This is a genomic window from Thermosediminibacter litoriperuensis (assembly GCF_008124715.1).
Classification (GTDB): Bacteria; Bacillota; Thermosediminibacteria; order Thermosediminibacterales; family Thermosediminibacteraceae; genus Thermosediminibacter; species Thermosediminibacter litoriperuensis.
This window is the reverse complement of the sequence record NZ_VNHO01000015.1, coordinates 13018-39754: the sequence shown is the minus strand read 5'-3', so window position 1 is coordinate 39754 and position 26737 is coordinate 13018. Positions and strand designations below refer to the sequence as shown.

The following is a 26737-nucleotide window of genomic DNA, read 5'->3' as shown; positions in this document are numbered from 1 at the left end:
CATGAAGCTCGCGGATACCCTGCAGGTCCTCCAAAGTCCAAATTTTTAGCCCGCACCCTTGGTCGGTGCGGGCTAAAAGTCCCCGCTCATCGCTCCTGTTATCTTACGAACACGAAATACAGCGCGAAGGTCACCGTGAGCACGTACATCATCCAGTGGACATCTTTTCCCCTGCCCGACAGGAACATCAGCAGGGTATAGGATATGAAGCCTACGGCAAGTCCCATCGAGATGCTGAAGGTCAAGGGCATGAGCACGGCGGTGATAAAGGCGGGGAAAGCCTCGTAAAAGTTGTCGAATTTTATCTCATTAAGGCTGCTCGCCATGAAAATACCTACTATTATCAGGGCCGGAGCGGTGGCCTGGGCCGGTACAGCCAGCGCTAAGGGCGAGAATATTATGCTGGCTGTGAAAAGCAGCGATACCACCACCGAAGTGAGGCCCGTCCTGCCCCCCGCGCTGACGCCGGCGGCGCTTTCCACATAGGTGGTAGTGTTACTGGTGCCCAGCAGTGAACCTATGACGGTACCCAGGGAATCGGCAAACAGGGCTTTGTTGCCATTCTTTAAATTGCCCTTCTCATCTATCATACCGGTGCGGCTGGCAACCCCGACGAAGGTGCCGATGGTATCGAAGAGATCGGCAAAGAAAAGGGAGAATATCACCGGATACATCGAGAACTTCAGGGCTCCAGCTATATCGAGCTTTAAAAGGCCGGGCGCCATGCTGGGGGGTGCGGATATCAGAGAACCGGGTAATTTCGTTATTCCCATGGGTATCCCGATTATGGTGGTTATTATTATTCCCAGGAGCATTCCGCCCCTGACCCCCCGCGCCACCAGAACCGCCGTAACGACGAGGCCGATGGTGGCGAGCAGAGTGCCCGGATCCTTGAAGTTGCCCAGATCCACGAAAGTGGCCGGATTTGACACTATTATACCTGCGTTTTTAAAGCCTATAAATGCTATGAAAAGTCCTATACCGGCGCCCACGGCGTGCTTCAGGTGCAGCGGAATCGCTCTGATAAGCATCTCCCTGAGGCCGGTCAGCGTAACGATTACGGCGATTATACCCGAGATAAATACTGCACCAAGAGCGGTCTGCCATGGAATCTGCATATTGCCTACCATTACGTAAGCGAAGAAGGCGTTGAGGCCCATCCCGGGCGCAAGGGCAAAGGGGTAATTGGCATAGAGCCCCATGAACAGGGTCGACACTGCGGCAGCCAGAGCGGTAGCCATAAACACCGCCCCCTGGTCCAGGCCCGCATCCTTGAGGATTATCGGATTGACCAGGAGTATATAGGCCATCGTGACAAAAGTGGTGAGACCTGCGGTGACTTCAGTCTTGACGTCGGTTCCGCTTTCGGAGAGGTTAAAGAACCTGTCCGCCAGACTACCGGATGTTTTGCTGGAAATCGCCATCTCCTCCTTCAACTGAATCCCTCCATGGTTTATTATTCCCCCTGTTAAAAAGAAAAAAGTCCCCGACTATGGGGGAAATAAACTTTCCCCTATAGCCTGCGGTGGTTTACGGCCACCCGGTAGAGACTTCCGGGCCATATTCCCGGAATTATATAGGGGGTTAAAGGATGAACGATTTTTTATGAATATATATTACCAGATACCGTCGATAAAGTCAATATATAATCGAACATTTAATAGAAATTTTTCGTGATTGTTCGCTCATATACTGTATCTTAAATGGAAAAATTTTTATATAATAAAGGTAAATATATTAAAGGGTGACAACGCTATGAGAACCTTCCTGGTCGAGAACCTGAGTACGAACCTTCCGGTATCGATGGATATGACCTGCAGGGCCGTTGTCTGCAATAAAGTTGAAGGCGGCTATATCATTGATATAAACGGGGAAAAAATCTTTGCCAGGACCGGCCTCTTGTTTGCGGAAGGGCAGACCGTCACTCTAAAGCCAGTCCGGTTTTTTGAGAATCAGGTCGTGTTTAAAGTCTTAAACCGGCAGGATAAAGCATCCGGCCAGACTCAGACCGCCGCCCCCACTGCCGGGGATTTTTTATCTCTCCTTACCCTGTCAAAACTGAACATACCCATAACTCGTAACAGGCTGAAAATACTCTCCCGGTTCATTGAACAATTGCTGGAGGAAATCGACCGTCCCGGTGAAAACCCGGCCCGGTCCGAACGAGCCCAATTCCGGGAGCCCGGGAGCCTTCGAAATAATTCGGTCGAAGAAACCACCGGTGCTGTGACCCGGGAATCTACGGAACCCACCACCTCCGCCCTGATCGCGGTGAGGGTTCTGAATGCGGCCCACGCCAACCTTAAAGACGTACAGGTGGCGTTTTTCTCTTTGAACCATCCCTTTTTTGGAAATATCCTGCTGAAGGTAAAAAAGCGGCGGGAAGAAGGCCCTGATTCATTACCCGTCACCCTGTCTTTCCTGGTGAACGCAGCCAGCCTGGGAAGAATTCTCGTTAATCTTACTTATTCAAAGGGAGTTATAGGCGGTAGTTTGGTATTCGAAGACCGGGAAAAGCTGGACATTGCAAGGAAAAGATACGAGAATATAAAGGAAAAGGTCTCTTTTTCTCGGGTGATCGAATCCCTCAGCTGGCAGTGGCACAGAATAGCAGCCGATAAATTCCTTTTAGAAGACCTGGACGCCCTAGGCGTCAACAGCGGCGTGGACGTCACCGTATGAATAAAACCGCGAAAAAGGAGAGGTTGTCGTGAGTGAAAGGGAAAAATTTCCCCAAAAGAAAGCCGTAGCTTTAAAATACGACCCCGAAAGGGACGGTGCTCCCAAGGTGGTGGCTTCGGGCAGGGGTGAAACCGCCGAAAGGATAATAGAAACAGCAAAGGAATACGGAGTTCCCATCCACTCGGACCCGGAGCTGGCCCAGGCCCTTCTTTCAGTGGAAGTCGGATTTGAAATTCCACTCGAACTCTACAGAGCGGTTGCCGAAATTCTCGCCTTCCTATACCAGCTGGATGATAAAAATTCTCAACATATTCTTGATTGAGAATTGTTTTCATGTTATAATATAACCAGCAGCAATATTGATAATAATTATCAACGGGAGGCGACTATAATGCTACGGCTGCTATTTTCAGAGGACCGGGTGGCTATGGAAAAAATCCATAAAGCCATAAAAGATACGGAAAAAATTCTTAAGATCGTATGGGAACAAAATTAAGGGGCCGGACAGGCCCGTTATTTTTTATAATTAATTTGTAACATTAAATTAACTGGAAATCGGCCCCTGCCGATAGAAGACTTTTATAAATAATGTTATAATTTCAATAACGGGAGGTGATTTGAACGGTTCCAGAAAAGCGCACCTTAAATATCATATCAGGGAGGGAAAACATGTGAAGAGATTCAAGGCCCCTTTTGTATGGGCGCTTATCCTTCTTTTCATTCTTTCAACCGTTCCCGCTCTTGCTCTGGCCGGTGAAAATCCCAAATTCTCGCAGGAGCAGACCGTCGAGCTCGTAAAAAAGTTTTTCGACACCAGCATCTATGACAAATTTTCTATAGACTTTAGAGAAACGCCAGAAGGCAGGATGTGGAATCTGAACTGGAGTACTTCCAAAGAACCCTATAAGAGGCTCTACGTTACGGTGGACGCCGAGAGGGGATACATAATCCAGCTGTCCAATTACTCCGGAGAAGATACTAGAAAGAGCACTCTTTTGCCTAAGATTTCTGAAGAGGATGCGAAAAAGATTGCCCAAGAGTTTGCGGCAAAACTCCAGCCCCAAGAATTTGCAATGACCGTTTACCGCCGGCAGGATGTCCCGCCGGTAAGGCCCCTAATCGACATTTACACCCGCCATTACAACTTATATTTCCAAAGGATGTATGAGGGTATCCCGGTAATCGATAACGGTTTTAATATCACCGTGGACGCCTTTACCGGCGAAATTATCAACTACAACTTCCGGTGGACCTTTGAAGAACTGCCGTCTCCGGAAAAAATAATATCAAAAGAGGATGCTGAAAAGGTATTCCTTGAAAAATCCGGACTGACTTTGATGTACAGGCGGTTTTACAATTACGAAACAAGAGAGCAAAAGGTTAAACTGGTATATCAGGTTAACAATCCCCACAACTTTTACGTGGACGCCTTCACCGGAGAGGTGCTGAGCCGGGGATCTTACGGGTATCCCATATACTTTGACGGGGCAGGAGCCGGAGCAGCTAAGCAGGCTGAAAGTGAACTGACGCCTCAGGAACAGAAGGAACTGGAGGCTACAAAAAAGCTTATCCCCAAGGAAAAAGCCGTTGAGGTCGTAAAAAAATACGTGGAAATACCCGGTGATTACGAGCAGCGGTATGCAGGGCTTTACGAGGATTACGACAACCCCGGGCGCAGGGTGTGGAGTATAAGCTGGGAGAAAACCTCCGGAAAGCCCGACGATTACGGCTCAATAAGCGCTCGGGTCGACGCTTCGACCTCAGAACTTCTGAGCTTTGATATATACGACAGCTCGCGTTACAGAAATGATTTCAAACAGAACCTCGACCGAGAAGACGCCGCGAAAAAAGCCGGTGATTTCCTAAAAAAGGTTCAGCCCGAGAAGTACCTGACGGTTAAACTCGAAAACCCTGAAAATTCGCAGCCGGTTCCGGAAAAAACAAGAGAATTCGTATTTAATTACACAAGGCAGGTCAACGGGATACCCTTCCTGGACAACGGCTTCAGCGTGACTGTCGACGCCCAGAGCGGCAAGATCGTAAGTTATTACAGCAGATGGTACGATACCACCTTCCCCGAACCGGAAGGCGTCGTTGATGAAGGCCAGGCTGAAAAACTCTTCCTCGAAAAAGTAGGCCTGCAGCTGGCTTACATGCGCTTTGTTGAACCGGAAAAAAGCGGCTACAGGCTTGTATATAGTATCAGCCCGTCGCCCTCGTACACCTTCGACGCCTTCGACATGAAACCCCTGGATTATGCCGGCAATCCCATCGAGGAAAAGCCCAAACCTGAATTCACCGATATTAAAGGCCACTGGGCCGAAAAAAACGTGCAGCTGCTGGTAAATATGGGTATCATCGATTCGCAGGGCGAAAAGTTCGGCCCCGACGAAAAAATCACCGCCGCCGAATTCCTTAAAATGATGCTTACCGCCACCGGTAATTACCCGGTCGGGAAAGAGCTGGGAATTATCCTCAAGTTCGGAACCTCCGTACCGCCGGAAAAGGACGGGGAAGAGGCCGAGAGGATCATCGACGCCGCAGTCAGGGCGGGATTTGTTAAGAAGGGCGAAGTCGAGGCTGAAGGTCCCATTACGCGGGAACTGATGGCGGCAATCCTGGTGAGAGCCATGGGGTACGACAGGGTCGCTTCCCTTCAGGAGATATACGTTATCAAGGCGGGAGACGCCGCATCGGTTAATCCCGCTTACAGGGGCCATGCGGCCATCGCTATGGGCCTCGGCCTCATTAAGGGCATTTCCGGCAGATTCCTGCCGCAGGCCCCGGTTACCAGAGCCCAGGCCGCCACTGTCGTCGTGCGATTTATGAGTACGGAAAGGTAAGTCATAAAAGGCGGGTTAAACTGGCTCGCGCCTGTTTAACCCGTCTTTATTTTTTTAATATAATTCCCTTCATGTTATCCCCGTCCAGGTAAACATCGAATTCCCCCTCGTAAATCCAGACTGCCCTGTGACCGGTGGCTTTTCTGGGGGCGTTTCTGAACCAGTCGAAATTGATTATATTGGTCTCGATGCTGTCGAAAACCGGCATATAGAGGATTCCGTCCAGCTCCAAACCAGCGAAAAAATGGGTGCCGTAAGACAGCTCCGGTGTGAAGCTCTTCCTTTGGATTCCCACTTCTATCAGCACGCCGCAGTTGCATATCTCATTGTAGTTTACGGGAACACCCAGCATGGGATTGCTGGAACCCCACCGCCCCGGCCCCACCAGGATATATCTTTCGCCGGCCAGATTTTCGTTCACCCTGCCCACTTCCCGGGCGATGGCGAATTTGTCGGGGCTTGCGTGGAATTCGTCGTGGTCGACGTACACCAGGTATTTGATGCCCTGCACCATACCGTTGGTCAGCATCCGGTCGCCGGCGAGGATGATATCCTCCTTCTTTATTCCTTCGGGAATCCTGACCTTCCGGTACTCTTCCCAGCTCGACATGGGCCTCACCTGGATAAGGGCGAATCTGGGCTCTTCCAGCTCATAAGCCCATTCCACGTCCACTGCGATCCCCATAGCGTCTTCGAGCACCGAAAAAAGATATTTCATAAGCGTGAAAAAGCGCGGTTTATAAGCCGGAAATCTGTCGAAGGTGAATATGAGCTTATCTCCCGGGCTGATAGAGGTCACTACGGGTGGAATGTCCTTTATCGCGTTTTCAGCTGCGGAATACAGGGAACACAGCCTGTTGAAACCCCTGTGATAGGGTATCAGGTCAAGCCTCTCATTTATATTATACGATTCCAGCTTCCCCGTCTCCAGATTGAGCATGTCAAAGGTCTCCTGAGAGTACTTGGCTATTTCCTGGGCGTTGTTGCCTTCGGGCCTCAGCTCCAGGTTCGTCAGAGAAAAGGTCCTGGCATATCCCCTGCCGGTGCTCCTGGTGCCGAGCCCGAACACCATACGGACGACCCCGTCTTCCTTTCTTATCCTCTCGGTAAAACGGCGGTAGTTCTGGGAAAAACCTACACCGGCGATTTCCGGATAAAAGCCGTCGCCCCTCTGCTTTCCGAAAAGCTGCTGGATAATCACCGCCATCTTCTCCTCCGCCAGCCCGTGCTTTTTTCTGTAAACCACCGCGTTTTTGCCGAAGGTGCTGGCGTATACCTGTTTTATGGCGCCGGCCAGCTGGTGCAATCTCTCCTTTTCGCCGCCCCTGTTGGGTATGAACGTGGTAAAGTACTTACCCGCAAAGGAGTATTTGACACTGTCCTCCAGCATGGAAGACGACCTTATCGCCAGCGGACACTTCATTATGCTCAAAACCCTTTTCAGGAAATCATTTACATATCCGGGAAATTCACCCTCCATAATTGCCCCCTGGATTCTCCCCAGATCCTGCGGCGATTCTTCTATAATTTTGCTAATACCGTTTTTTTCTAAAAAATCCTCGTACACGCTGGTGGCGATGAAATAACTCGGGGGAATCATTACATTTGCTAAAATCTCATCGTTATTTTCTCTGAGTATAATTTTGGAATAGAGAAAACCTTTGGCCTTTCCGCCTATGGTGCCGCAACCCAGAGTCTGCTGCCTGAACCGCTCGTATTGAAGCGGGTCGAAGGCTATATATTCTTTGAGCTTTTGTTTCCTGTATTCCGCCATTTTTACCGCCTCCTGCTTTATAATTATTTCATAAAAAAAAATTTTAGTAAGTATATAAATTCATCTTAGGAGTACAATAAAAACGTAGGGGTTCGCAATGGCCGAGCCAAGACTGCTGCAGGATCCCTTTACGGGGTTCTGCGGTAGTCGGCCAAAGGTCGGTACCGGGTAAAGGCTCGGTACCGGCCGGCGGGCAGAGTGTTATGCGTCTTGTAAGGCTTCAGAGTGGCCTTTTGGGTCACTCTGGGGTCAAAAGAGATGTATAACATTCGAGCTAAGATTGTCATGGGTTCCGCAGGTTAGGACCTTTTTTTACAAGGTTTAACTGGAGGTCTGCAGCAGTCGAGAGATTGCTGCAGGCTTCTGAGGAACTCATGGCAGTCGAGCGGAGGTTATCAGGGGTTTTGTGATGGTCCCATGCAGCCGAAAGGTTGCAGCGGGCTGTGTAGAGATCCCTGATAGCTGCAGCGTAGGTCATTGCGGGCTCTTACTTTTTATTATAAACCGCCCGATCAGGTGGAGCAGCGCCAGGCCTTTATACATTAAGAAGGTGTAAAAGGATGCCCATATAAAATCTGCCAGAAAACTATAAATTACATAGACCCTGAAATCGATCCCGATGATCCCCGAAGCCCAGACGGCCGGTGTACGCGGAATGCCTATAAGGCGGCTGCCCACGATCACCAGGCCGCCGTAGCGGCTGTACCACTCCTTTATCCGGTCAAAACCTTCCCGCCATAGCTTGATTTTTTCCCCGTACCTGTCGAAAAAGGGTTTCCCCTTGATACGGCCGGCATAATACGCGAGCACGTTTCCCAGCAGGTTGCCCAGAGCCATGGTGAGCACCGCCGTCCAGAAAGAAATTTTACCCTTTTTTATGAGGAAGGCCGCCGCCAGGAATACCACCTGGACCGGTGCGGGCATGCCCGTGCCTTCGAAGGCCAGTATAGCAAAGATGGCGACGTAACCGTAGTCTAGTACCACCTCGTATAGCTCCGATAAAAGGGAGTTCATGACTATCACCATAAAATTTTATTTCTTCCCGTCTTGTTATTTTCCCTCTTTTAATAAAAAATATAAAAAAATAAGGGGTGAAAACACCCCTCATACGACAGACGGTTCGAAGATAAGCTCTCCTCTCTCGAACCTCGCCAGGTCCAGTTTGTCGATGGGTATCGTCGTGGGAAGGCCCAGGATACATTGAGCCATGAGCACACCGGTGATGGGGCCGAACATAAATCCGTGGCCGGAAAAACCGGTGGCAACATAAAGTCCCTCCACCTGTTCCACCCTTCCCAGGATGGGCTGGGCGTCGGGGGAGATTTCATACAGGCCCGACCACTGGCGCACAATCCTGATGTTCCTGAGATAGGGCAGGAAGCGCACCGCCTTCCGGCACATAACCTCCAGAAAATCCCAGGAGGAGGTTATGCTGTATGTTTCGTGCTCGGCCGGACCGTAACCCATTATGAATTCACCGCCCGGCTCCTGCTGACAGTATATATTGCCTGCAAAGGACATTATCATGGGACCCAGCCGGTGGTTCACCGGCTCTGTCACTAGTATCTGGTGGCGCTCCGGCCTGACGGGTATGTCTACGCCGGCCATCGCGCCGACTTCTCTGGACCAGGCGCCGGCAGCGATGAGCACCCTGCCGGTAAATATATCTCCCCTGTTGGTTTTCACTCCCCTAATCCTGCCGCCTTCGACCATAATGCCCGTAACTTCGGTATAGGTATAAATCTTTACGCCGAGCCTTTTGGCAGCTTCCGCATAAGCTATCATGGTATGGAACGGGTTTGCGTGACCGTCCTTATGGTGAAAGGCGCACGCCAGTATACCTTCTATGTTGAGGTCCGGCACTATTTCCAACGCTTCTTCCGGGCTTAGAAGCACCGATTTTATGCCCAGGCTGTTCTGAAGGGCTACGTTCTTCTTGAACTGTTCGACTTCTTTTTCGGTGACGGCCATGAGCAGGTAGCCGCCCTGCTTGAACTCGATATCCCCTTCGTAGTCCAGAATCTCGTTTAGATTTTCGAATATCTCGCAGGAAGCTTTGGCCAGCAGGCAGTTCATTTCGGTCCCCCACTGCTGCCTGACACCCGCGCCGCAGCGGCCGGTGGAACCGCTCATGAGATAACTCTTTTCGAGAACCACCACGTCCTTCATACCCATAGCCGCCAGGTTATACGCCGTAGCAAGCCCCGAAATACCCCCGCCGATTATTACGATTTCAGCCGTTCTGTTCATTATCAATACCTCCCAGTATCACCGACATCTTGATGTTTTTGGCAGGGGGCCGGAACGTGGTTATCTTGATTTCGGCCGGATGGGTTTTCACAGCCTTTGCCAGTTCGGCCAAAAGCAGTGTCCTGCAGGTGCGGCCTTGGCACTGGCCCATGCCGCAACGGGTGATGCGCTTTATCTCATCCATCGAGGTATATCCCTTTTCCATCAACTCCTCAATTTCCTCGAGGGTCACATCCTCGCACCGGCAAATTACGGTCTTGCTCTTCATCTCCTATCCCCTCCGACCCTTATATTCCTCACTACCATGGAAAGCTCTTTGGGAACGGCAACCGTGACGACCGGGGTTCTGTCCTCGTATTTACCGTTCCTCACCCTGATAACCTTACCCCTTCCCACCGTCTTTCCGCTCCTGTCCAGCACGTCTACTTCTTCGCCCTCGGCGGGAAGCGGCAGAAACTCGAAGGGTAGCGATACGGCTGCTTCCATCTCCGAATAAGTCTCATCGACGACGAATATCGCCAGGCCCGGGCACTTGCTTATGCAAAGACCACAACCGGTGCATTTTTCAAGATCGACGGAGGGAAGGTCATTTATGTCTTCGAACTTCTCTATCGCACCGGTTTTGCACGCGGTAGAGCAGGGGTTACAAGGGATTTTCTGGAAACACTCTATAATAGCTACCGGTCCCTTTTTAAGTCTTTCGGCCGGCGGAATCCTGGGAGCCAGTTCCTCCGCTGTCGGAATACCGTTGGTAGCGAGCATACTTAGCCACCTCCCTCACGACGCTAATTGTGCCAGGCCTTTGCGGATTTTTCCGCCCACAGGCCCAGAACGCAGATTTTCGAGTTCTTTCAATGCCTCGGCTTTTTTCTCCTCGTAGGTTCCGTCATCATAGCCCAGGCTCTTGGCCGCCGAAAGGCCCGCCAGCCTTCCTTCCATCATAGCGCTGCTGGCCTCTTCAACTCCGGCCACATCGCCGGCTACGTAAATCCCGGAAACGGTTGTCTCCATATTATCATTCCTTACGGGTACGTGCCCGCCCAGTTCCGGGACGTACATCATCTTACACCCGGCCTGCCACAAAAGCTCGGCCAGCGGCGACAAGCCCACTGCTATGCACATAACATCTACGTTAAATACCTTTTCTGTACCGGGTACAGGCTGCCACCTGTCATCCACCCTCCATATGACGGCTCTTTCCAGGGCTCCGGTCATTTCATTGGGATAGGCTGCCTTCACCGTATACGAGGTGAGTATGGGCACCCCGAGCCTTGCCACCTTTGACGCGTGCACCCAGTATCCGCCTATGGAAGGAGCGGCATCGATGATGGCCTTGACGTTCACCCCGGCCTGCATTAACTGATAACTGACAATCAGTCCTATGTTGCCGGCCCCGACCATAAGCACGTTTTTCCCCGGCACAACCCCGTGCTCGTTCATGAGGGTCTGAACGGCGCCGGCTCCGTAAATGCCGGGAAGATCGTTGTTTTCAAAGAGCAGGTATTTTTCCGACGCTCCCGTGGCCACCACAATCCTTTCGGCCTTCATCTTGACCCACTTTTTCTCTTCCACCTCTATCCCGAGCACGCCGTCATCGGGATAGTATGCGACAACAGTGGAATTCAGCATCGTCTCTATATTCGGGTTTTTATGCACTTCAGTTGCGAGTATCCTACCTATGTCAATACCCCTGATGGAGGCGTATTCCTTCTCAGAGCCGAAAAACTTGTGGGTCTGCTTTACGAGCTGGCCGCCCAGCCTGGAATTCCTGTCTACAAGGGTAACCTTCGCCCCCATTTCCGCCGCCGCCAGCGCCGCCATCAGGCCAGCCGGCCCGCCGCCTATAACTGCTATTTCCGCGTGCTTCACTTGAGATCCCCCCTGCCCTGCTGTGTTTCAATTACCATGCCCTCCCGGAGTTTTTCGGTGCACACCCTGACATTAGGTTCCCCGTTTACGGTCATGAGACAGGAGGAACAGTTGCCTATGGCGCAGTAAAATCCCCGGGGCCTGTGGAGTTTCTTGCTGTAGCTCAACACTCGCACGCCGTTGGCGTGTAAGGCTGCGGCTATAGGCTCTCCTTCGTAACCCTTCATCTTCCTGCCGTTGAAAGTGAATTCTACTTCTCTGCCCCTATCAAAGGTCAGAATTGGGTGCTCTTCGATCCGCATCATATCCTCCCCTTGCCATCAAATTATCCATTCTTTCTCTTAAGTATGTCCCGCTTCAACTCGCCCAGGTGTTACGCGGTTCTTGCCCATCGCCGGCAGGTAGCAGACCACCTCCTCAAAAACAAAATTTTCAAATATAAATATTCGATGCTCTTTGTTAAAATCCTCCGAATACAGTATAATTTTTAAATATTTGATTTATTCGTCTGCACTTTCACAAATTGCACCCGTCGCTCCGGTGTGCTAACATTGATATAGAAAGGAGAGTGCAGAATTGAAAGACGGCACATTCATTACCCTGGGCATAGAGACCTCCTGCGACGAGACCTCGGCGGCTGTAGTAGCTGACGGCAGGAATATCCTCTCCAATATCATACTCTCGCAAACTGAATGGCATGAGAGATTCGGCGGCGTCGTGCCCGAGATCGCTTCAAGAAAGCACCTGGAGTCGATCTGCGCCGTTGTCGAAAAAGCCCTGCTGGAAGCCGGCGTAGGGTTTAAAGACGTAGACCTGGTGGCCGTTACCAACGGTCCGGGCCTCATAGGAGCCCTACTGGTGGGGGTGTCCTACGCAAAAGCCGTGGCCTACGCAATAAAAAAACCCCTCATAGGTGTTAACCATATAGAGGGGCACATATACGCCAACTTCCTTGAAAACGATTTTGAACCTCCCTTCATTTGCCTGGTGGTTTCGGGAGGACATACGCACCTTATACACATGCGGGATCACGGGGTATACGAGGTGCTGGGTAGAACACTGGACGATGCTGCGGGCGAAGCCTTCGACAAAATAGCCCGGGCTCTAGGCCTGGGTTATCCCGGCGGACCGCTGATCGATAAAATCGCACGATCCGGTGACGAGAACGCCATCGCATTTCCGGTGGCCCGCATAAAGGACGGGGACCTGGACTTCAGCTTCAGCGGGCTCAAGTCGGCGGTGCTGAACTTCCTCAACAACAGCAGGCAGAAGGGGATTCCGGTGAAAGTAGAAGACGTAGCAGCCAGTTTCCAGAAAGCGGTGGTAACTGCCCTGGCGGAAAACACCCTGGAAGCGGCAAGGCGAGTTAATTCGAAGGTTATAGCGCTGGCGGGAGGAGTCGCGGCCAACAGCCGCCTTAGAGAGGAACTGCTGAATAGGGCTGGCGGGGATCTGGAAGTCCGCTTCCCACCGGTCAAACTCTGCACCGACAACGCCGCTATGATAGCGTGCGCGGGTTACTACAGGTACAAGCAGGGGTTTTCCTCAGATCTGGGTCTTGACGCCTATGCAAACCTGAGGCTCTTTTAATGAGCTGTGGAAAATGAATCTGGGGATATTGTGGATAAGTTGGGTACAAGGGGCGGTTTTTTAATTTTTGTCTGTGGATAACTCTGTGGATATGTGGATAAAACTTACTTTTCAATCAAATCTGTCCACATGATGACCGCATCTTCCCGGTTGTCGGTATAATAGCCGCGCCTTATGCCCATGGGCTCAAACCCCAGCTTTGAATAAAGGTTCTGGGCAACGTAGTTGCTCTTTCTTACTTCAAGGGTCATTCTACGGGCGCCGTTTCTCCAGGCAATGTCCATGAGAGACCTCATCAGGAGCTCCCCTATCCCCCTTCCCCGGTACTCGGGCAGGACCGCCACATTGGTTACGTGGGCTTCGTCCACAATCAGCCACATCCCGGCATAACCCACTATTGTGCTGTTAACTTTGGCCACTATGTAGGTGGAGAAATGGTTGTCCGTCAGCTCCGAGGCAAAGGCGTTTCTGGACCAGGGGTTGGTAAAGCTTAACTTTTCTATCTCTATCACCTGATCCAGGTCTTCCAGCCTCATAAGATCAATGGTTACCTTTTCCCGTTCCGCCCTTTCCATATCTTTCCTCCCATTTTTCCTCCGCATGCGATTTTCTCATGTAAAAGGGCCTGATGGAAAAACAGTTCCAGGTCTTGCCGTTTAGAAAATCCTTTAATCCCGCCGCCGCCACCGAAGAAGCCCTGGGCATGGCAAATACCCGGTGGGCAACGTTGATTCTCCCCCTGGCCGGTAGACCTTCAGACAGCGCTGCAGTCACCAGGCCCGCACCGTCCCCTAGCAGTATGGTTTTTTCGTCCAGTTTGAGCAGGCGCTCGGCAAGTTTTTCCGCCTTAACTACTTCATAATTCCCGAGGCGCTTCAGCTCCCCTTCTTCCCAGCGGTAGAGGCAGGTATAAACTTCTCCCCTCTGGGCGTCGACGGCGGGGCATATGAGGTCGCCGCAATGCATTAAGTTGTATGCCAGGGCATCCAGGGTATTGACCCCCACGAGAGGTATACCGTAAACGTGAGAAAGCCCCTGGGCACAGGCCATTCCTATCCTGATACCTGTAAAGGACCCGGGCCCGACGGCCACCGCTACGGCATCCAGCTCCTTCAGTTCTGTGCCGGAATCGGTAAGCAGCCGGTCTATCATAGAGATAAGTTTTTCCAGGTGAGGATGCCGGTTGTTCAGGACGAATTCGGCCGCCAACCTGTCCTCATGGAGCAGCGCTGCTGTTGCCACCGCCGAAGATGTATCTATTCCCAAAATCTTCATTGCTGCTTCAACTCCCGTATTATTTTTTCGTATCGCCCGGCCGTTGCCGTGAAGGTTATTCTCCTCCTTTTATCGTCCAGGATTTCGAATTCTACCCAGAGAACTTCCGGCGGCAGGATATCCGCCACCTTACCGGCCCATTCCACCACCACCACATGGCTTCTTAGATACTCCCTGAACCCTATGTCTTCCAGTTCAAAGGCGTCGTTAAGCCGGTAGACGTCCATGTGGGCCAGGGGTATATCACCCCCGTACTCGTTAATTATCGTAAAAGTGGGGCTCGTCACATAATCGACGGCATCCAGTCCCCTTGCAAGCCCCCTGGTAAAGGCCGTTTTACCGGCGCCCAGCTCTCCTTGGAGAGCCACGCAGTCCCCGGGCGAAAGCAGTTTGCCCAGGGCTTCGCCCAGCTTTTCGGTCTCCAGCACACCGTTTGTTTCAAAAGTTGCCTTCATTTCCCTCATTCTTTCTCCATTCATATATATTCACATTTACATTATACCGCAAATTACCTAATGGTAAAATCAGATAAATTCCACTCCCAGGCATTTGGGCCCAACCTCCGGCTGTCATAAGACTCATTGATGCTAAAAATATTGGTGCTATCACGGGGTGAAATCCCGCTTCTTTTTTGCCTTTTGATTTGATATAATAGACTACGGTAAATTCTTGTAACAATTAATTGGAGAGAGTATAAAATGCGGCATACCGATGAAAGAAACAATTTACATAAAGAATTGGAAAAAATATGTCACAAACACGACTTATACTCGTGTACCTCTTTGGTTCACAGAAGGAAAACGCTCGAAAAATAATAAACGGCGAAAAAGTAACTATTGTTGACCCGTTGGCGGATATCGATGTAGGTGTAGTTTTTTCGTTTGATGTAAATAAGATTGTCGACAGGCGTAAACTGTATGCAGCCGTTTATAATGATTTTATCGATATATTTCCTTCTCTTGATCTGGTTTTTTTACAGGAAACTCATTCAGTTTTTCAGGCGGAAGCTATACTTGGTATTTGTGCATATGCCAAATCTGAAAGTTTAAAGGACGACTATGAACTCAAGATACTGGCTAGAGCCGCAGACTTCAGATACATCCTCAATAAATATTACGAAGAACGGTTGGAGGAATTACGATGATTAATAAAATGGCTATTATAGAACGGCTTGAGCTAATTCAATCATATCTAAAAGAATTAGAGGAATTAAAAAAATTTCCAAAAGAAGAGTTTCTTAAAAGCGGAATCTATACCGGAGCAGCTGAGAGTTATTTAAGGAGGTCATTGGAAGCTATTTTTGATATAGGAAGGCACATTCTTGCAAAAACCGGGCACATTGACTTAACCCTTGAATACAAGTCCATCGCGAAAGGATTGCAAAAAGAAAATATTGTCGACGAAGAATTAGGACAAAAATTACTGGAAATGGCGGGTTACCTGAATCGCATGGTGCATTTATATAACCTTATAACCAATGAAGAACTTTACCAAATAATATGCGACGACCTTGATGATATTAAAGATTTTGTAAAAGCAATAATGACGTATTTAAATCGCTAACAAAAAGGCTGCCCCTGTTACACTTAGGGACAGCCTTCTTATTTACCATACCTATTACATATGCAATAGCGGCGAAACCCTTTTGTAGATCAGCATGGTGACGGCCGTAAGCATGAAGCCCTTTATGATGTTGAAGGGCACGATGCTGTATACGACCAGCGTCTTGAGGTCTATGACCCTACTGTTGACACTGGTGCCCATACCTACAATAGCATCCACGGGAATGTTGAAGACCTTCGCGTACAGAGGTATGAAAACATAGTAATTGGCCAAGGCCATACCCAGGGTCATTATGACCGTACCCGCGGCCATTCCCAGTATTGCGTTCAGCCGGGTCTTCCTCACCGAATACAACAGGGCTGCCGGCACCACAAAAAGTATGCCCGTAAGCAGGTTGGCGGCTTCTCCCACAAAAGCGGTCTGATTTTTAAAAATGGCGTGCAGGATGTTCTTGAGCACCTCCACCAGCACCGCCGCCCAGGGGCCCACCCCGAAACCGGCGAGCAGTGCCGGCAGATCGCTCAGGTCCATCTTCAGAAAGGCAGGAAATAACGGCAGCGGAAACTCAAGATAGGTCATTATGAAAAAGGCCATTACTCCGAGCACCGCCACCTTAGTAATATTTTTGGTCTCGCGCCACGCTGCTGCTTTGGGCTGGTTTAAAGCGTTCATATTTACACCTCCAGTAAAATTTGAAGCCCCGGGACACACCCCGGGGCTATAGCGTCAAATTACTTCATGATCGCCTTCTCCCATCCGGACTTTACCGTCGGCCCCGGATTTTCACCGGGTCAACCCCTTAAAAGGGCTCGCGGGCTCGCCATGAAGGCTTACCGCCGGTCGGGAATTTCACCCTGCCCCGAAGGCTTAACCCTTGATTTACTTATTTCCTAAATTAGTATACCACACACTCCTTACAAGTGCAAGTGAAATCAAACACCCATCAGCCTATTAAATAAAACTACTCAGAGTTCTTATACACCACCTGGCCCTCTATCATTACGAGCTCCGGCTTTGACATTATCTCCAGGGGGAAGCCGTCCCATACCACTATATCGGCGTCCTTGCCTTCTTCGATGCTGCCCACCCTGTCGGCGATGCCTATTATCTCGGCCGCATTGATGGTAATGGCGGCCAGGGCGTCCTCGGTGCGCATTCCCTCTTTTACCGCCAGGGCGGCGCATATGTTCAAATACTGGATGGGTATAACCGGATGGTCGGTCATTATGGCCACTTTAACGCCCCTGCTCGCCAGTATCCCTGGAGTCTTAAAGCTCAGGTCCTTCAATTCCACCTTGGAGCGGGACGTGAGCGACGGGCCTACAACGGCGGCTACGCCCAGCTCGGCCAGTTCGCCGGCTATCAGGTGCCCCTCGGTGCAGTGTTCAATAGCTATGTCCACATCGAACTCCCGAGCTATCCTGACGGCCGTCATTATGTCGTCGGCTCTGTGAGCGTGAGCCCTGAGGGGAATCTTCTTCTCCAGCACGTCACACAGAACTTCCATCTTCAGGTCCCTTTCAAAGACCTCATTCTCCTTCCTCTCCCGGTCCCGTTTCTCCTTGTAGTTTCTGGCCTTAACCAGAGCTTCCCGCAGAAGAGCGGCGGTGCCCATGCGGGTAGACGGCATCTTTTTTTGGTCACCGTAAACGCGCTTCGGATTTTCCCCGAAGGCTACCTTCAACCCCGCGGGGGCTTTGACCACCATCTTATCTATGACCCGGCCGTAGGTTTTTACGGCTATAGCCTGACCACCTATGACGTTGGCACTACCCGGCCCTGTAAAGACGCAGGTAACGCCGCCCTTCACCGCGTCTTCAAAGGCCTTATCCCTGGGATTTACCGCGTCAAGGGCCCTGAGATGCGGTGTGAGGGGGTCCGTCCACTCGTTGCCGTCTTCGCCGATGGCCCCGACAGCCTCCTCGAAAATGCCCACGTGGCTGTGGGCGTCGATGAAACCGGGGAACACGTACTTACCCCTCGCGTCTATTACCTCGCAGCCTGACGGAATCCGCAAATTTTTACCGACCTTACTGATCCTGCCGCCTTCGACCAGCACAATTCCGTTTTCCAGAACCTCGCCTTTCATGGTGTAAACCGTGCCGCCTTTTATGGCTATCATACTCATCCCTCCAGCCTTTTTATCGTATCCCGGAATTTATGGCCAAAGCCGCTCTGAACGCTTTATACGCCTCTAAATAATCCGCAGCGGTGTAAACCACGGTCCTGGCATCCTTTTTTGTCATGCCGGGAATAAGAAGGGCCATATCGGCCAGAATCGACTGGTTAAAGGTAACTTCCAGCTCGACGATTCCCTCCTCGACGGTTGGCCTGAAACGCGAGACGTCCTCAAGGGCCTGCCTTACCCCTTCCCGGATCCGCTCTTTCACCACATCGAAGGGGTAAACCCTGGCCGAATACCTGGTGACAGCCTCTTTCACCACCACTCCCACCGGATCGTCGAGCTCCTCCCTGGCGCACTTTACCGCGTTCTGGTCTCCGGTCACCAGCACCACGGGCACGCCGTAGTAACCCGCCAGCCTGCCGTTCAATCCGGCCTCGCTCATGGATTTGCCGTTTATTTTAGCGCACATCACCCTGCCGGTATAGGTATGGTCCATTATGGCTTCGGAACTACCGGCCCGGGCGTGGTATCCGATGAAAAATACCGCATCGAAACTCCCATCGATTCCCTGCATCATGCTGAGGGGTTTCGGACTACCGCTTATCAGGGAAGTCCGGGGATGGAGTTCTTCCACCAGGATATTGTCCATGTTATTGTGAGAATCGTTCACAACGACTTCAGAGGCCCCAAATTCAAAGGCGGCCTCCACCACCGCGTTTACCTCCCTGGTCATCAGCCGCCTGAACCTCTCGTATTCCCCTGACCCAGGTTCCACGTGAGCCAGCGAGACGACTCCAGAAATGCCTTCCATGTCGGCGGATATGTAGATCTTCAAAAGAGCCCCTCCTCCCTTGATTAAAATGGCTATTAAAAAGTTATTAAAGTCCGTTCAATATTATTCGTTAATCCGGGCGGCAGCCTCGACGAAGCTTTTGAACAACTCGAGCTGCTCCGGGTAGACTTCCCACATCTCTTCCGGGTGCCACTGCACTCCCACCAGAAACGCATCCTCCGAAACACCCTCAACGGCTTCCACTACACCGTCCGGCGCGAAGGCCGCGGGCTTCAGAGGACGGGCGATATCCTTCAGGGCCTGGTGGTGAAAGCTGTTCACCAGGAGTTTCTCCCCTTTGAACAGGCCGTAAAGCATCGAATCTTTCTCTACCCTGACTTCGTGGCTGCCGTACCACCTTGGGGCCTCCTGCCTGTGCTTCAACGGCTTTACTATTTCCAATCCGATATCCTGGTAGACGCTGCCTCCCAGGGCGATGTTAATTACCTGCATGCCCCGGCAGATGCCGAATACCGGCTTCTTCCTCCTAACAGCCTCCCGGCAGAGGTAAAGTTCGGCAGCGTCGCGCTTCGGGTTTATTTCTCCAAGTCCGGGCCGCGGACTCTCGTTGAAGTGGCGCGGGTCCACGTCGGGCCCCCCGGAAAGCAGCAGGCCGTCGACTCTTTCGAGCAGCTCGCCGAGGTCCTGCTCCCTCCCCAGCGGCGGGACGGTGACGGGTATCCCGCCGGCCCTCTCTACGGCCCTGTAATAGCCGTGATTTAGAAAAATCCTTTCATCTGCCAACGAACATGTTATCGCTATCAGAGGTTTCACCGCTTATCACTCTCCCCGATTCTACTGACTGTGGATGATCCGGCAGAGCCCTGACGGCCACCTTCACCACCTCCGGGTCGAACTGGGAGCCCGCTCTTTTTACAAGCTCCTCTTTTGCCTCCCAGCCGTCTTTCATCTTCTGGTAGGGTCTCGCCGACGTCATGGCGTCGAAGGCGTCAGCCACCGCCATTATGCGGGCGCCCAGCGGGATGACGTCCCTGGACAGGCCGTCGGGGTAGCCGGAACCGTCGTACTTCTCGTGGTGGTGTCCGGATATGGGAGCCAGCTCCTTCAGGGCGCTGACCATGCTCAATATCTCCATCGTATAGACTGGATGTCGCTTCATTACCTTGAACTCTTCCAGGGTGAGGCGTCCCGGCTTATCGAGTATTGCCGGTGGGATGGCCACCTTGCCCGCATCGTGCAGGTATGCAGCAAACTCGAGTTTTTTAACCTCGCTCCCGGCAAGACCCAGGTTTTGGGCTATGAGGGACGTATAGAAGGCCACCCGGCTGGAATGGCCGGCGGTGTATTCGTGCTTGGCGTCTATGACCCGGCCGAAGACCTGTATAATCTTAGATATGCCCCTCTCGCAGTATCCGGTTTGGGGGTGCGGCATGCTTTCAACCGTTTTGACCACCATTTCTCCAACCTTCTGATCATCCATGATCTCGTAGAAGAAATTGCCTTCCTCCAGGACAGCAATCATAAGCTCAAAGATCTGGTCCGAAAACTCCGACCCTCTTCTGGCAGCAAGGAGGGTTTTCATACCGCCGATGTCGAGGGGTGGTTTTACCCTGGAGAGCACGTCAAAGGTATCACAGATCCTGAGAATCTGACCCCCCAGGCTTATCCTGTTGCCCCTGATACCGCGCGGGTATCCGCTGCCGTCCCAGTGCTCGTGGTGGTCCAGGATCATCGCCGCCACACCTTTCAGCGGCTCGATCTCCCCCACTATTTGAGCTCCCTTGTGGGGATGGTTGAAAATCACCGGATAGCGAAGATGATCTTCCGGATCGGTATAGTGCACCACGTGGTCGGGTAGGGATATGGCGCCGATGTCGTGCAAAAGGCCGGCGTAAAATATTTGGCTGGCGCATTCCGGCACTACCTTCCGGGCCATTTTTTCGGCCAGCACACCCACCCTCCAGGCGTGGTAGAGCTTCCGATTCTCGTCCAGGTCCATCATCAAGGAGAGCGCGGCCATTAATTCGGTAAAAATTTTATCCTTAATCTCCATGCAAACCTCCAATGCTGAAATAAAAACTCCGTACAAAATCGACAGCAATGTATATATTCTAACAAAAATTGAAATATCCTGCTTTAAAAAACTAAAAAGCCCTTAACGGGCTTCATGAAATTCATCGTTAAAAGTCCACCAGTCCCAGGCTTATTTTCAGCGCTTCATTCACCTTGGCCATGATGTCCTGGTCAAGGAAGGTTATCTTCTCCCTTAACCGCCTCTTGTCGATGGTCCTGAGCTGTTCCAGAAGGATTACCGAATCTTTTTCCAGGCCGTAATCTCCCCGCTTCAGTTCCACGTGAGTCGGCAGCTTGGCCTTGTCAATCTGGGACGTAATTGCAGCAACAATTACGGTAGGGCTGTACTTATTTCCCACGTCGTTTTGCACGACGAGGACGGGCCTTACACCGCCCTGCTCGGAACCCACAACCGGGTTTAAATCCGCATAGAACACATCTCCGCGCCTCACCAGCACGTTATTCACTCTCCGAAAGCCTTATCTCGTACAGCGCCAGATCTCTAAAATCCTCGTTTATCCCGAATTCAGCGATCCTAACGTTGATATCGGCCATTTCCTGGTAACCGTTCTTAAGCTGTTCTCTCATTCTTATCCTTTCCCTTTCTCGAATATATAATCTCATCGCATCCTGAATAAATTCGCTGCGGTTCTTTTTTTCCTTAGATATTATACCATCCACCTGCTTTAACAGGCTGTCCGGTAAGCTGACGACTATCCTTTTTAACTCAGCCACAGCGGCACCCCCCTCAAAATAATGGCAAGTCAGTATCATTATGTGAATAGTGTATGTAAATTATACCTTTGCTGCCAAATAATTTTTTATTTTTATCATTCTACCATCTTTAATATATACTCTGGGGACTCTTTTAGAAATGCCGCAGACGATCTCGTAGGGGATGGTTCCCACGATTTTTGCTATTTCATCGGCGGTAACGCCGCCGTTTTCACCGGTGCCGAAAAGCTCCACTTCGTCTCCGGGCTGAACTCCGGGTATGTCGGTGACATCGACCATGCACTGGTCCATGCAGACCCTTCCGACCAGCGGTGCCCTCCGGTCTTTTATGACGACTTCGGCCCTGGACGACAGGAGCCTGGGGTAGCCGTCCGCATAGCCCACCGGCAGGGTGGCTATAACACTGGGCCTTTTCGTGACAAAGGTGCCGCCGTAGCTGATGGGCGTACCGGCGAGCACGGTTTTTACATGGGATACTCTTGTTTTAAAGGTCATTACCGGCTTCAAGGCGATTTTGCTCTTTTGTACCTCCTCCGAGGGGTATATACCGTAAAGGATTATACCCGGCCTGACCATATCCATGTGAAGCTGATGCAGGTCTATAATAGCGGCGCTGTTGGCCACGTGCTTCACGGGAACCCGAAGACCGCGGCTTTCCAGGGCGCCGGTTATCTCGCGGTACTTTCTGAACTGCTCCTCGGTAAAGCTCTTGTCTTCCTCGTCGGCTCTCGCAAAATGGGTGAAAATACCCTCAACCTCTATTCCGGGCAGCGAAAATATTTTCTCGATGTCGGAAAGGGATGACGGTTCGGCCGGAAAGCCAATGCGGCTCATCCCGGTGTCGAGCTTTATGTGAACCCTTGCCTTTACGCCGCGCTTTTGGGCTTCCTGGGACAGTACCTCCGCGGACCTCAAGTTATAGACGGTCTGCGTTATGCCATACTCTAATATTTTATCAAACTGGTCTTCCGGTGTAAAACCCAAAATTAGGATGGGGGCCCTGATCCCCGCTTCCCTGAGGACGACGGCCTCGTCCAGGAAGGCAACGGCGAGGTACTTCGCCCCGCACGAAAGGGCGGTCATGGCCACTTCCACGGCACCGTGACCGTAGGCGTCGGCCTTGACTACCGCGCATATGCCGGCGTCCGGGCTGGTTATCCGCCTTATCTCCTTCAAGTTGTGCTCCAGGTTGTCCAGGTTAATCTCGGCCCTGGTGGGCCTGACCTTCACATCCATTCAAGCTCTCCCCTTCTAATGCGTATTTAAAGGCTTCATGGATATGATCTATAATATCCCCGGCGATCAGGGGGATTTCTCCTTTTTCCCGGGCCGCCAGATCTCCGGCCAGACCGTGCAGGTAGACCCCTGCGGCGGCCGCCTCATGGCATTTCAGGCCTCTTGCCGCAAGGGCAGCTATCATGCCGGTGAGCACGTCCCCGCTGCCGCCGGTGGCCATCCCGGGATTGCCGGTGGGGTTGATGCTGACCGGATGATCCGGCGAGGCCACCAGAGTGCGGGCACCCTTTAATACCACGGTGCACCCGAACCGGTCGCAGGCTTCGCGCACTGCATCCCACCTGTTCTCCTGCACTTCTCCGGCGGTTATCGAAAGCAGCCTGGCCATCTCCCCCGGGTGCGGAGTAATTACAACAGGAGCTTTCGCTTTTTTCAGCATACCCGGGTATTCGGAAAGGGCATTCAGCCCGTCGGCATCGATCACCACCGGCACCGGGCTCTCGGTCACAAATTTCTTTACGAACTCTGCAGTCTCCTCATGGCGGGATAAGCCCGGCCCCATGGCCACGGCATCGCACTTTCTTGCAAATTCCAGCGCAGGCTCCAGCGCCTTTATAGACAGGCTTCCCGCGGGCGTCTGGGGAAGGGGCAGGGTCATCACCTCGGTAACCTTTACCTCCAGGATATCGTTCAGCCCCTCGGGGACACCCAGAGTCACAAGGCCGGCGCCGCACCTGGCGGCCCCGAGACCTGCCAGGACTGCGGCTCCCGTCATTCCCTTCGACCCGGCAATGATAAACACCCTGCCGAAATCGCCCTTGTGGGCGTCCGGAGCGTAGGGCTTGAAATAACATGAGATCACCTGCCGGTCCAGGAGGAGGCCCTCGGCCTTCACATCATCCAGAATTTTCGCCGGCAGGCCTATATCCGCCAGCGTGATTATCCCCGCATAGGATGCGCCCGGATAAAGCAGCAGGCCGATCTTGGGCAGCCCCATGGTCACCGTCACCTCGGCGCGCACCGCAGCTCCCAGGATTTTCCCGGTCAGACCGCATATCCCGGAAGGTATGTCCACAGCCACCACGGGGCAGCCGCCTTCATTTATGAATTCTATCACCTTCCGGTGAAACCCCGTTATCTCTCCCCTGAGGCCGGTGCCGAAGAGGGCGTCTACGCCGGCGAACGATTCCGTGTAAAACCCGCGGGCCTTTTCCAGGTCGTTTTCACCCCGCAATGGGATTACCGGAATCCCCATCCTCCTGACGATCTCGAAATTCACCGCTGCATCACCGGTTATTTCCGTCGGATCTGCTGCGACAAACACCCGCACTTCAAACCCCATATTGGCAAGATGCCGGGCGGCCCCGAAACCGTCTCCCCCGTTGTTTCCTCTACCGCAGAACACGGCCACTTTCGGAGGGATACGGCGGTTATCCTTGACCCGCTCCCATATCCGCCATACCGCCGCGGCCACTTCCCGGCTGGCGTTTTCCATGAGCACTACGCCGGGCACGCCGAAATCTTCAATGGCCCTCCTGTCGATCTCCCTCATAGTCGACGGGCTGACAACCTTCACATCGATTCCCCCCCTTCGCAATAGAAAAAGCCACGGCGTAATCCCTGGAATGCGAAATGGTGACGAGAACCCGGGAATATCCCTTGGCTTTGAGTATCTCAAAAGCCCTGCCGGAAAGCCTCACTTGCGGTTTTCCCAGGGCGTCTCCCAGGATTTCGATATCGTGCCACCCGAAAAACCTGATACCGGTACCCAGCGCTTTGCTCACCGCCTCCTTGGCAGCGAACCTGCCGGCTATATGCCGGCAGTAGCCCTCTCCTTTTTTGTCTTTAAAAAAATTTATTTCCCTTTCGGTGAAAATTCGCCGTAAGAATTTCTCATTTTTAAGGACCTCTTTTATTCTGTCGACCTCTACTATGTCAACACCTATTTCCATGAATAAAAATTCACCTCTGAAAGCGGCTTTTCATAATATATGTAATAACGCGGAGAAAAAAGTGAAACACTATACCGGGAGAAATATTATATAATATAAATTCTATATCCCGCCCGCAATACCTTCCGAAATTAAAAAATTTTTACACGCGGGTAATATTGACCTTCTTTGACCTTTGTTTTATAATAATAATTACAAATAGTAAAATTTGTAAAAGGAGGCATGGTTATGCGGGGTCGGGATTTGTCTCCCTGGAGGAGAAGGAGCTTTTTCCCCGCCGTTTTCGAATTCGATGTGGAGAGTTTCCTGGACAATTTCTTCGACTCCATCTACCCCCAGGCCATAAGGATTGACATGAGGGAAACCGAAAGCGAATACATTGTCGAAGCCGATATGCCCGGTTATGACAAGAACAGTATCGAGATTCGCTATGAAAACAACCTGCTCACCATTTCCGGGCAGCAGGACGAGTTTACCGAGGAAAAGCGCGACAACTACATCCACAGGGAACGGCGCAGGGGCAGCTTCAGAAGGACCATCCCGGTACCCGAAAACGTGGACGCCGAAAAGATAAAGGCCAGTTACAACAATGGCGTACTGCGGGTAATCCTCCCCAAGATCACTCCGAGCAAACCCACCGGCCGCAGGATAGAAATAGAATAATGAAATTTAAGGTTGGGTATGGCGCCCAACCTTTTTGTTTTGCCGCTGCATTTATTATTTTTGCGCCGGTTGATCTTCCGCCTGAAATATCATATTTGCCAGGGCCGCCGCAATACGGTCATAGTCTCCTGGTCCGCTTTCCTGCCATTCAACCCGTACTGTCAGGCGTTTTACACCTGTTACGTTCAATTCCACGTAATGGGGATAACCGCCGGGCTTAAGAACGGGCGTCTTCAGTAGTTCCCGCTCATCGCCCAAAAAAGTCAGTATGAAACTGCCGCTGCTGTTTTGGGTTTCATCCTCGACCCCGGCAAAACCACGCAAAACACGATATCGCGCCTGCAAATCCATAACCGCTTCCGCCACCGGCCTGCCTTCATCAACTTCCACAACTACACCGCGGTTAAACTCCCTTGCTGCTATGGCTATTTTCCTGGAACCAACGGAATAAAAGGGCCCCACATTGCGCAACACCTTTGCCCCCTCAAGCCACGGAAGCGGTACCTGATTGCTTTTTCCGTCAAGGGATGGAAAGGCATAGCTGGCGGTACTGGGAATCGCAAGAGGCCCGGTCTTTTTCTCTGAACCACCGGGTGCTTCGGGTGAAGAAGGAGACAGTTGGGGTAATTGCTCCTGCGCTTTCCCCGGCCGGTTGATCGCCACCGGTTCAAAGATATTCTTTCGGTTCTGGGAAAAGCTTGTTTTTTTATCATTATAGTCATTACTAAAAGGAATGCTTTCTCCTTCCAACCCTATTTCATATAGATCTATGACAAAACCGGCTTCCACTTCCCCCGGCTTTTCACCCCCGGCCGAAATTTTGAGCTCCCTGATTTCCGTCAACGCGGGCAACGTCTCAAGGTACAGCAAATAGCTCACAATCCTCGGGTAATCCCCGGACACGGTAACCTGGAACGGCTGCACACTGAAAATTCCTCTCTTTTCCTCCTGCAATGGCTGAAAAAGCATCACCCGGACTGCCGGTTCCTTGGGCTGGGCCGCCAGAAAAAAAGAATCCCTGTCATCGAAAGCAAGGCCAAGCTTTTCCATGACGGCAGCCAGTTCCGCTTCTGCCCTTTCCACATCTTTCTTCAGAACTGGTAAGTTGCCGGCAGTCTCCCGGGCAGAATCCAGCTTTGCCGTTTCATCCCGCAGCCGGGCTTTTAACTGGATATAGTAGGGCAACCGTTGTGCGAAGATCAACCTCTGTATAAAAAACAGGGTGAGCGCCATCAGCAGTATTATTATCAAGAATTTTTCCCGCCGGCTTAAGTTTATGTTCGGTAACCTCATCCTGATCCTTCCTTCCTCTAC

Annotated in this window: 29 protein-coding genes and 2 riboswitches; of the genes, 7 read left to right on the top strand and 22 right to left on the bottom strand. The window is 51.7% G+C overall.

Translation table 11 applies throughout. The features are described from left to right. Positions 1–98: 98 nt before the first annotated feature. The gene (locus LZ11_RS07670) at positions 99–1436 is read right to left on the bottom strand and encodes an NCS2 family permease (RefSeq protein WP_148867313.1); all 1338 of its coding nucleotides are present in this window, start codon (positions 1434–1436) and stop codon (positions 99–101) included. A 60-nt stretch (positions 1437–1496) separates the two neighbouring features. Continuing rightward, a riboswitch (purine riboswitch) is annotated at positions 1497–1600 on the bottom strand. Between the two features lie 155 nt (positions 1601–1755). Between LZ11_RS07670 and LZ11_RS07665 the strand changes: the two genes are divergently transcribed. The 3 genes from LZ11_RS07665 (at position 1756) to LZ11_RS07655 (ending at position 5525) form a co-directional block, all read left to right on the top strand. After that, positions 1756–2682, top strand: coding sequence for a hypothetical protein (locus LZ11_RS07665; RefSeq protein ID WP_148867312.1), 927 nt, complete (start codon positions 1756–1758; stop codon positions 2680–2682). Between the two features lie 28 nt (positions 2683–2710). Then, positions 2711–3004, top strand: a complete 294-nt coding sequence (locus LZ11_RS07660) for an EscU/YscU/HrcU family type III secretion system export apparatus switch protein (RefSeq protein ID WP_148867311.1) — start codon at positions 2711–2713, stop codon at positions 3002–3004. Between the two features lie 349 nt (positions 3005–3353). Then, positions 3354–5525 carry a YcdB/YcdC domain-containing protein gene (locus LZ11_RS07655; protein ID WP_148867310.1) on the top strand — a complete coding sequence of 724 codons (2172 nt, stop codon included), beginning with the start codon at positions 3354–3356 and terminating at the stop codon, positions 5523–5525. Positions 5526–5571: 46 nt separating this feature from the next. Here LZ11_RS07655 and LZ11_RS07650 read toward each other — a convergent pair whose 3' ends face one another. The 7 genes from LZ11_RS07650 to LZ11_RS07620 form a co-directional block, all read right to left on the bottom strand. Further along, complete coding sequence (locus LZ11_RS07650; RefSeq protein WP_148867309.1) at positions 5572–7299, bottom strand: PEP/pyruvate-binding domain-containing protein; 1728 nt, start codon at positions 7297–7299, stop codon at positions 5572–5574. Between the two features lie 474 nt (positions 7300–7773). Further along, entirely contained in the window at positions 7774–8325 is a 552-nt protein-coding gene (locus LZ11_RS07645; protein WP_246110752.1) for a DedA family protein, read from the bottom strand. A 78-nt stretch (positions 8326–8403) separates the two neighbouring features. After that, complete coding sequence (locus tag LZ11_RS07640; protein ID WP_148867308.1) at positions 8404–9549, bottom strand: NAD(P)/FAD-dependent oxidoreductase; 1146 nt, start codon at positions 9547–9549, stop codon at positions 8404–8406. Further along, on the bottom strand, positions 9533–9817 hold the full coding sequence (locus tag LZ11_RS07635) for a (2Fe-2S)-binding protein (RefSeq protein WP_148867307.1): 285 nt from the start codon (positions 9815–9817) through the stop codon (positions 9533–9535). The genes LZ11_RS07640 and LZ11_RS07635 overlap by 17 nt, the downstream gene beginning before the upstream one ends. Beyond that, positions 9814–10311, bottom strand: a complete 498-nt coding sequence (locus tag LZ11_RS07630; protein WP_148867306.1) for a 4Fe-4S binding protein — start codon at positions 10309–10311, stop codon at positions 9814–9816. Before LZ11_RS07630 ends, LZ11_RS07635 begins: the two co-directional genes overlap by 4 nt. 15 nt (positions 10312–10326) lie before the next feature. Continuing rightward, a complete protein-coding gene (locus LZ11_RS07625) occupies positions 10327–11418 on the bottom strand; it encodes an NAD(P)/FAD-dependent oxidoreductase (RefSeq protein ID WP_148867305.1) in 1092 nt (363 codons plus the stop codon). Continuing rightward, on the bottom strand, positions 11415–11720 hold the full coding sequence (locus tag LZ11_RS07620; RefSeq protein ID WP_148867326.1) for a (2Fe-2S)-binding protein: 306 nt from the start codon (positions 11718–11720) through the stop codon (positions 11415–11417). Before LZ11_RS07620 ends, LZ11_RS07625 begins: the two co-directional genes overlap by 4 nt. 274 nt (positions 11721–11994) lie before the next feature. On the opposite strand from LZ11_RS07620, the gene tsaD reads away from it, so the two are divergent. Then, positions 11995–13008, top strand: a complete 1014-nt coding sequence (gene tsaD, locus LZ11_RS07615; protein WP_148867304.1) for a tRNA (adenosine(37)-N6)-threonylcarbamoyltransferase complex transferase subunit TsaD — start codon at positions 11995–11997, stop codon at positions 13006–13008. Between the two features lie 104 nt (positions 13009–13112). On the opposite strand, the gene rimI is transcribed toward tsaD, so the two are convergent. Genes rimI through tsaE form a run of 3 tightly spaced genes read right to left on the bottom strand, consistent with a single transcriptional unit; the run spans position 13113 to position 14738 of the window. Then, positions 13113–13583, bottom strand: a complete 471-nt coding sequence (gene rimI, locus LZ11_RS07610; RefSeq protein ID WP_148867303.1) for a ribosomal protein S18-alanine N-acetyltransferase — start codon at positions 13581–13583, stop codon at positions 13113–13115. Further along, positions 13549–14283 (bottom strand): tRNA (adenosine(37)-N6)-threonylcarbamoyltransferase complex dimerization subunit type 1 TsaB, encoded by a 735-nt coding sequence (tsaB, locus tag LZ11_RS07605; protein WP_148867302.1) that lies wholly within the window; start codon positions 14281–14283, stop codon positions 13549–13551. The genes rimI and tsaB overlap by 35 nt, the downstream gene beginning before the upstream one ends. Beyond that, complete coding sequence (tsaE, locus tag LZ11_RS07600; protein ID WP_148867301.1) at positions 14280–14738, bottom strand: tRNA (adenosine(37)-N6)-threonylcarbamoyltransferase complex ATPase subunit type 1 TsaE; 459 nt, start codon at positions 14736–14738, stop codon at positions 14280–14282. Before tsaE ends, tsaB begins: the two co-directional genes overlap by 4 nt. Before the next feature lie 293 nt (positions 14739–15031). Between tsaE and LZ11_RS07595 the strand changes: the two genes are divergently transcribed. Beyond that, positions 15032–15427: a nucleotidyltransferase domain-containing protein gene (locus LZ11_RS07595; RefSeq protein WP_170240331.1), complete on the top strand. Its 396-nt coding sequence runs from the start codon at positions 15032–15034 to the stop codon at positions 15425–15427. Next, a complete protein-coding gene (gene hepT, locus LZ11_RS07590) occupies positions 15424–15846 on the top strand; it encodes a type VII toxin-antitoxin system HepT family RNase toxin (RefSeq protein WP_148867300.1) in 423 nt (140 codons plus the stop codon). Before LZ11_RS07595 ends, hepT begins: the two co-directional genes overlap by 4 nt. Positions 15847–15900: 54 nt before the next feature. Here the strand turns inward: hepT and LZ11_RS07585 are convergent, their stop codons facing one another. The 10 genes from LZ11_RS07585 to acpS form a co-directional block, all read right to left on the bottom strand. After that, positions 15901–16518, bottom strand: coding sequence for an ECF transporter S component (locus LZ11_RS07585; protein WP_148867299.1), 618 nt, complete (start codon positions 16516–16518; stop codon positions 15901–15903). Between the two features lie 68 nt (positions 16519–16586). After that, positions 16587–16717: riboswitch (FMN riboswitch) on the bottom strand. A gap of 90 nt (positions 16718–16807) precedes the next feature. Further along, a complete protein-coding gene (locus LZ11_RS07580; protein WP_148867298.1) occupies positions 16808–17968 on the bottom strand; it encodes an amidohydrolase in 1161 nt (386 codons plus the stop codon). A 19-nt stretch (positions 17969–17987) separates the two neighbouring features. After that, positions 17988–18806, bottom strand: coding sequence for a M55 family metallopeptidase (locus LZ11_RS07575; RefSeq protein ID WP_148867297.1), 819 nt, complete (start codon positions 18804–18806; stop codon positions 17988–17990). Between the two features lie 60 nt (positions 18807–18866). Continuing rightward, the gene (locus LZ11_RS07570; protein WP_148867296.1) at positions 18867–19577 is read right to left on the bottom strand and encodes a gamma-glutamyl-gamma-aminobutyrate hydrolase family protein; all 711 of its coding nucleotides are present in this window, start codon (positions 19575–19577) and stop codon (positions 18867–18869) included. Beyond that, positions 19537–20817: an HD-GYP domain-containing protein gene (locus LZ11_RS07565; protein ID WP_148867295.1), complete on the bottom strand. Its 1281-nt coding sequence runs from the start codon at positions 20815–20817 to the stop codon at positions 19537–19539. Before LZ11_RS07565 ends, LZ11_RS07570 begins: the two co-directional genes overlap by 41 nt. 127 nt (positions 20818–20944) lie before the next feature. Then, the gene (locus LZ11_RS07560) at positions 20945–21295 is read right to left on the bottom strand and encodes a type II toxin-antitoxin system PemK/MazF family toxin (RefSeq protein WP_148867294.1); all 351 of its coding nucleotides are present in this window, start codon (positions 21293–21295) and stop codon (positions 20945–20947) included. A gap of 1 nt (position 21296) precedes the next feature. Further along, the gene (locus LZ11_RS07555; protein ID WP_148867293.1) at positions 21297–21572 is read right to left on the bottom strand and encodes a CopG family ribbon-helix-helix protein; all 276 of its coding nucleotides are present in this window, start codon (positions 21570–21572) and stop codon (positions 21297–21299) included. 60 nt (positions 21573–21632) lie between these two features. Beyond that, positions 21633–22808, bottom strand: a complete 1176-nt coding sequence (gene alr / locus LZ11_RS07550) for an alanine racemase (RefSeq protein WP_148867292.1) — start codon at positions 22806–22808, stop codon at positions 21633–21635. Continuing rightward, entirely contained in the window at positions 22771–24384 is a 1614-nt protein-coding gene (locus LZ11_RS07545; RefSeq protein ID WP_148867291.1) for an NAD(P)H-hydrate dehydratase, read from the bottom strand. Before LZ11_RS07545 ends, alr begins: the two co-directional genes overlap by 38 nt. Then, a complete protein-coding gene (gene acpS, locus LZ11_RS07540; protein ID WP_148867290.1) occupies positions 24332–24760 on the bottom strand; it encodes a holo-ACP synthase in 429 nt (142 codons plus the stop codon). Before acpS ends, LZ11_RS07545 begins: the two co-directional genes overlap by 53 nt. A gap of 228 nt (positions 24761–24988) precedes the next feature. Between acpS and LZ11_RS07535 the strand changes: the two genes are divergently transcribed. After that, complete coding sequence (locus tag LZ11_RS07535; protein WP_148867289.1) at positions 24989–25423, top strand: Hsp20/alpha crystallin family protein; 435 nt, start codon at positions 24989–24991, stop codon at positions 25421–25423. Between the two features lie 54 nt (positions 25424–25477). On the opposite strand, the gene pilO is transcribed toward LZ11_RS07535, so the two are convergent. Then, a complete protein-coding gene (gene pilO, locus LZ11_RS07530; RefSeq protein WP_170240330.1) occupies positions 25478–26716 on the bottom strand; it encodes a type 4a pilus biogenesis protein PilO in 1239 nt (412 codons plus the stop codon). Between the last annotated feature and the right edge of the window lie 21 nt (positions 26717–26737).

Excerpts from the sequence above, each read along its gene's own strand:
- LZ11_RS07620 (WP_148867326.1), bottom strand. The coding sequence starts at position 11,720 with ATGCGGATCGAAGAGCACCCAATTCTGACCTTTGATAGGGGCAGAGAA.
- rimI (WP_148867303.1), bottom strand. The coding sequence starts at position 13,583 with ATGGAAAGGGCGGAACGGGAAAAGGTAACCATTGATCTTATGAGGCTG.
- acpS (WP_148867290.1), bottom strand. The coding sequence starts at position 24,760 with ATGGAAATAGGTGTTGACATAGTAGAGGTCGACAGAATAAAAGAGGTC.
- alr (WP_148867292.1), bottom strand. The coding sequence starts at position 22,808 with ATGGATGTGAAGGTCAGGCCCACCAGGGCCGAGATTAACCTGGACAAC.
- LZ11_RS07630 (WP_148867306.1), bottom strand. The coding sequence starts at position 10,311 with ATGCTCGCTACCAACGGTATTCCGACAGCGGAGGAACTGGCTCCCAGG.
- LZ11_RS07650 (WP_148867309.1), bottom strand. The coding sequence starts at position 7,299 with ATGGCGGAATACAGGAAACAAAAGCTCAAAGAATATATAGCCTTCGAC.
- LZ11_RS07595 (WP_170240331.1), top strand. The coding sequence starts at position 15,032 with ATGTCACAAACACGACTTATACTCGTGTACCTCTTTGGTTCACAGAAG.
- LZ11_RS07535 (WP_148867289.1), top strand. The coding sequence starts at position 24,989 with ATGCGGGGTCGGGATTTGTCTCCCTGGAGGAGAAGGAGCTTTTTCCCC.
- LZ11_RS07645 (WP_246110752.1), bottom strand. The coding sequence starts at position 8,325 with ATGGTGATAGTCATGAACTCCCTTTTATCGGAGCTATACGAGGTGGTA.
- LZ11_RS07635 (WP_148867307.1), bottom strand. The coding sequence starts at position 9,817 with ATGAAGAGCAAGACCGTAATTTGCCGGTGCGAGGATGTGACCCTCGAG.
- pilO (WP_170240330.1), bottom strand. The coding sequence starts at position 26,716 with ATGAGGTTACCGAACATAAACTTAAGCCGGCGGGAAAAATTCTTGATA.
- LZ11_RS07640 (WP_148867308.1), bottom strand. The coding sequence starts at position 9,549 with ATGAACAGAACGGCTGAAATCGTAATAATCGGCGGGGGTATTTCGGGG.
- hepT (WP_148867300.1), top strand. The coding sequence starts at position 15,424 with ATGATTAATAAAATGGCTATTATAGAACGGCTTGAGCTAATTCAATCA.
- tsaB (WP_148867302.1), bottom strand. The coding sequence starts at position 14,283 with ATGAAGATTTTGGGAATAGATACATCTTCGGCGGTGGCAACAGCAGCG.
- LZ11_RS07565 (WP_148867295.1), bottom strand. The coding sequence starts at position 20,817 with ATGGAGATTAAGGATAAAATTTTTACCGAATTAATGGCCGCGCTCTCC.
- LZ11_RS07665 (WP_148867312.1), top strand. The coding sequence starts at position 1,756 with ATGAGAACCTTCCTGGTCGAGAACCTGAGTACGAACCTTCCGGTATCG.
- LZ11_RS07585 (WP_148867299.1), bottom strand. The coding sequence starts at position 16,518 with ATGAACGCTTTAAACCAGCCCAAAGCAGCAGCGTGGCGCGAGACCAAA.
- tsaE (WP_148867301.1), bottom strand. The coding sequence starts at position 14,738 with ATGAAGGCAACTTTTGAAACAAACGGTGTGCTGGAGACCGAAAAGCTG.
- LZ11_RS07580 (WP_148867298.1), bottom strand. The coding sequence starts at position 17,968 with ATGATAGCCATAAAAGGCGGCACGGTTTACACCATGAAAGGCGAGGTT.